This window comes from Candidatus Phytoplasma crotalariae, assembly GCF_030586865.1.
In the GTDB taxonomy this organism is placed as follows: domain Bacteria; phylum Bacillota_I; class Bacilli_A; order Acholeplasmatales; family Acholeplasmataceae; genus Phytoplasma; species Phytoplasma citri.
On record NZ_JAOSIR010000033.1, the window covers coordinates 1 to 4576 of the forward strand.

The 4576-nt window shown below is 26.2% G+C and carries 3 protein-coding genes and 3 pseudogenes; 1 reads left to right on the top strand and 5 read right to left on the bottom strand.

The window, feature by feature from the left end; genetic code table 11:
• Positions 1 to 666 precede the first annotated feature (666 nt).
• From OC683_RS02015 to OC683_RS02035, 5 genes and pseudogenes are all read right to left on the bottom strand, one after another.
• Positions 667 to 1565 (bottom strand): annotated as a pseudogene (locus OC683_RS02015) (IS3 family transposase).
• Positions 1566 to 2027: 462 nt separating this feature from the next.
• Complete coding sequence (locus OC683_RS02020; protein WP_320411930.1) at positions 2028 to 2408, bottom strand: hypothetical protein; 381 nt, start codon at positions 2406 to 2408, stop codon at positions 2028 to 2030.
• Complete coding sequence (locus OC683_RS02025) at positions 2338 to 2652, bottom strand: Panacea domain-containing protein (protein WP_320411931.1); 315 nt, start codon at positions 2650 to 2652, stop codon at positions 2338 to 2340. The genes OC683_RS02020 and OC683_RS02025 overlap by 71 nt, the downstream gene beginning before the upstream one ends.
• 91 nt (positions 2653 to 2743) lie before the next feature.
• Positions 2744 to 3019: pseudogene (locus tag OC683_RS02030) on the bottom strand (single-stranded DNA-binding protein); the annotation flags it as partial.
• Between the two features lie 54 nt (positions 3020 to 3073).
• Positions 3074 to 3379: pseudogene (locus OC683_RS02035) on the bottom strand (sigma-70 family RNA polymerase sigma factor); the annotation flags it as partial.
• A gap of 525 nt (positions 3380 to 3904) precedes the next feature.
• On the opposite strand from OC683_RS02035, the gene OC683_RS02040 reads away from it, so the two are divergent.
• Complete coding sequence (locus OC683_RS02040) at positions 3905 to 4318, top strand: SVM family protein (RefSeq protein ID WP_304514881.1); 414 nt, start codon at positions 3905 to 3907, stop codon at positions 4316 to 4318.
• Positions 4319 to 4576: the final 258 nt, after the last annotated feature.

Sequence of the window (4576 nt, forward strand, 5' to 3'; positions counted from 1 at the left end):
TAAATGGTTTTTGATTTTAAACATTATTAAAATCTCCTTTTTTTTATTCCTTAGCCGAGAGAATTTCGTAAAGGAAGTTAAGCGAAGAGTAAATTTGATTCTGATATTCTTTTTTTATCCTAATCTTCTTTGTAAGGAATCTCTTAATTTGATAGCAAATATTTAAAACTTGAAGTATATTACTATTATACAATTTTATTAATTAAATGTTTTAAAAAAATTTATTTATTAGGCATCATAATTATTTCAAGAATTTGAGTTTGACATTTTTTACGAAATATTTTTTGGGCATGAGTGTAGTTAGGATTTTGTTGACGAATTTCGACGAATTTCTTCTTTTATTTTTTTCTATCTTCCGACAAAGTTAACTGTTCCATTTTTTTAGACAAGTTTTGATTTAAAAATTATGCTTGAAGACTAAAATTAAGTTCATAATTTCCTATCTTTTCAAACCAAAGAAATATTATTCGCGTTTTAAAAAGTGTCTAAAATTTTTTTTGATAATTCTTTGGTTTCCCAAGATATTTTTTTGATCTTTTATCTCTTCACTATATATTTAAGTAAAAAAAGAGAAAAAGTCGTCAACAAAATGAAAAGAAAATAATATTTGATAAAAAAAGGCGCACTAAAGTAACCTTTTCAGGTAAGCTTAATGCCGTTCAAAAATTAGCTGCGATTTTGAATATATTGAATGGGGGTGGCATAGTTTAATTTCCTTAAAATCCACTTGTTATTCCAAAATCGAGGGAATTGGTTAATTATTTTTTGCATTCTCTCAGGGGATTTTTCTAATAAAAAAGGCTGTTGCTGTTGTAAAATTGTTTTCATTTGGCCAAAAAAGTTTTCAATCACAGCATTATCGCGAGGATTAGCTTTTCTGGACATACTAATTAAAAACCCTTTTTTAATTAAAGTTTGTTGGACTTTTTGGGTTCGATAAACTGTTCCTTGATCGGAATGCATGATACAAGGCGCTTTTAATGAAGGTAATTTTTTAATCGTCTTTAAAACTAAATCCTTATTTTGTTGGTTAGAAACATGTGAAGCAATTATTTGGTTATTAAAAGCATCAATAATACAAGAAAAATAAAGAAATCCTGGTTTTGTTTTAAAATAAGTAATATCTGTAAAAAGTTTTTGGAGCGGTTTAGTCGTGATAAAATCTTGATTGATTAAATTAGGAATGATTTGAAGATTATTTTTTAAATTACAATAAGTAAAATTTTTTTTCATTCTTAATCGGCACCGAAGATCATTTTTTTCATAATGGTCTTAACTTTTTTATTAGTAATCTTTTCGTTAAAAGTTTTTCGATATAAAACGGTGATTTTGCGATGGCCATAAAAATATTGATAGTTTAAACATAAAGCTTTAATCCGTTTTTGTTGTAAAAGGTATTTTTCTTCTTTTTCTTTTAGTTTATTTTGGACTTTTAACCAATAATAATAATTACTTCGGTTAATGCGGATAGTTTTTAAAATAGTAGTTAAATTTAAAGTTGATCGGAATTGATTAACCAAATAAAAAACCATCTTTTTATCAATTTTTTTAATTTTTTTCATCATTTTTTGTAATAATTTAATTTTTTGTTTTAATTTTTGCACCTTAAGACCAATTATCTTTAAAATATTTAAATATATTTCCTATTATAACTTAAAAATTAAAGTTAATTTGATGATTTCAATAAATTAAAAAATAAAATTACCTTATACATCTCACTAACACCTTGGTAAGGTTATTAACTTAAAAATTAAAGTTAATTTGATGATTTCAATAAATTAAAAAATAAAATTGTTGGCCAGAAATTTTATGATATCGATAACGATAATGAAGAAAATAATATCTCGATAATATCAAATATCGATTATCATTATCATTATCGATATAAAATATAAAGTATCCCTCCTTCAAGAAGCTAATGGTGAACTAGGTTATTTAAAAAGGCAAATGATGATAAAATGATGAGTAAATGATGAGTAAATGATGATAAAATGATGAGTAAATGATGAGTGAATGATGAGTGAATTTTATGATTTTTCTTTTTTTAAATATCTTTTATAATCAGGACGTAACTTTTTCACCCGATAACCTGGTTGAGCTTTAGTCAAGATTGGATAAATTTTAAATCTTTTTGACGATAATAAATAATTATTTAACCCCTTTTTATAATTAGTTTTGATTAGCTTATCATATTTATCTCGCTTATTCGGATCTAAAGGATATAACTGTAAAGTTGCTAATTTAGAAACATCAATTTTCCCTATTAATTCTTTAATATGATTTTTCGTTTCATTTTGATAATTGATTTGGAAAAGGGGATAATGATTTTGAAGGGGGTTATTCGGAATTTTTAGGGGGATTAAATCCGTAATGTTCAGGTTGCAACTTACTCGCTTGTCCTTCAGCAATGGCTTGGGTAATAGGGTAGTTGCGCTGATGTTGTAATTTTAAATATAAATTAGGAAAAACAGGGCCATATGGCCACGCTTTTAAAATATCTTGGAAGAAAGGCTTACCGTTATTTTCAATTAAATGTTGGACATAAACATAAAAAATAATTTTTTGTAATTTCATTTGAGTAAGTTCATATTTTTGATGAAAATTATCGATAATATAATTGGTAACATCGAAAATGTTAATTGGGAGGGTCATGGTTGGTTTTCCTCTTTGTTTTTAGTTTATTATTAATTTATGGTTAAAAAGACAATTGATCTTGTGGTTTATGATCTAAAAAGATGACATTTTAGAGAATAACTTTCGTCGTTGTTCTGGTTTGTCCTTGGTGATTTTGATATTTTTGGATCGATAAATTCCCCTCGATATATACTTTGGAACCTTTATGTAAATATTGACTCATGTTTTCTGCTAGTTTTCGAAAAGCAACACAAGGGATAAATTGGACTTGGTCTTTGTGATTAACGGCTAATTGAAAATCAATTTTGGGAATTTGTTCGTTATTGGAATTAATGTATTGTTTTTCTAAATTATGGCTCAAACGGCCGATTAATTGGACTTTGTTTTAACATCATTTATTGCTCTTTCGATATATTTTTTTTAATTTTTTGATTGCTGATTTATGTTTTTTTTGAGGAATTGCAGGCGAATGACTTTTTCTAATTAATTCACTGATTTCAAATTTGATAACAGGAATAGCATAGGTAATAAAGTCATAACTTAAATCTTCGTAATGATCAAGAGCTTTCATTAAGCCTAAAATTCCTTCTTGTTCTAAATCTTCTTTAGTTAAAACACGGGGATAATATTGAAATTGATAAACTAGTTTTTTAACTAAAGGCAAATGAAGCTCAATTAATTGATCTCGTATTGCTAAATTCTTTTTATTTTTTAAAAATTCTTTAAATAATGCTTGTCTTAACATTCAATTCCCTTTCTAAAAACATTTTTAAAAAAGACAGAAAATTATTTTTTTAATCTTTTAAACAAAAAAGACTAACTTTTAAGTTAGTCTTCAAGAGTTTTTAAAAAGTAAAAAGTGTCTAAAGTTTAGGAACAGCTCAGTGATGTCGCTATTAAAACTAAATCATTATATGATAAAACTATCCAACCCCTTCGTCAAGTCGCAGTGCGCCCTCAAACGTTACCATATGATATATCATTATTGATTCTATAATAAAAAAATAAAAATAATAACTATCTTGATTTGGAAAATGTATTTAATTAGACTTAAAAAGTTAAATATGTTAAAATTATTACTGTATTCCGAGAAAATTAAAATAGTAAAGAGCTTATATGAACAAAATAAAAAAATAATTAATTATTTTATCAATCCTAATGATCAATCTGAAAGTTCTCAACAAAATATAATTATTCTCATATTCTTGCAATTGATAAACTAGAAAGTTCCAACAAGAATGATTATAAATAATTAAAGGAGAATTAATTTATGTTTAAATTATCAAATCAATTTAAAATAATCAGTATTTGTTTATTGTTTTTTGTAGGATTATTTTTAATTAATAATAAAAAAGTATATGCTTTTATTACGAGACCTTTAGATTCACTAAATGCAATGCGACAAGAAATCGACCAAGAAATAGGAAATTTATATGTAGAATTCCGTATTGTTTTGGATGATATGAATTTAACTCCAGAGATACGTAGAAACAGAATTAGGGAAATTCAAGATAGAATACAATTTTTGTTGAGTACTTCCGAAATGATAAATCAACAAATTATAGAACACAATCAACCAAGAAACAATCAACCAAGAAACAATCAACCAAGAAACAATCAACCAAGAAACAATCAACCAAGAAACAATCAACCAAGAAACAATCAACCAAGAAACAATAATTAAAACATTGGACGCCAAAGAGGCCTAAATTTCGTGTTAGCTAACCAATAGCCAGAGCTGATAAACTCTGAAAGGAGATGGTCGGTCTAACAAACGAAAGAATGTCAGATTACAGCAGACCATAAAAGCGGGTTGAGACAAAATCAAATTAGTCAAAAAGACGTGAACTGTTCCATTTTTTTAGACAAGTTTTGATTTAAAAATTGCGCTTGAAGACTAAAATTAAGTTCATAATTTCCCTTTTAAGATAGTGATGTTTTT

Excerpts from the sequence above, each read along its gene's own strand:
- OC683_RS02025 (WP_320411931.1), bottom strand. The coding sequence starts at position 2,652 with ATGACCCTCCCAATTAACATTTTCGATGTTACCAATTATATTATCGAT.
- OC683_RS02040 (WP_304514881.1), top strand. The coding sequence starts at position 3,905 with ATGTTTAAATTATCAAATCAATTTAAAATAATCAGTATTTGTTTATTG.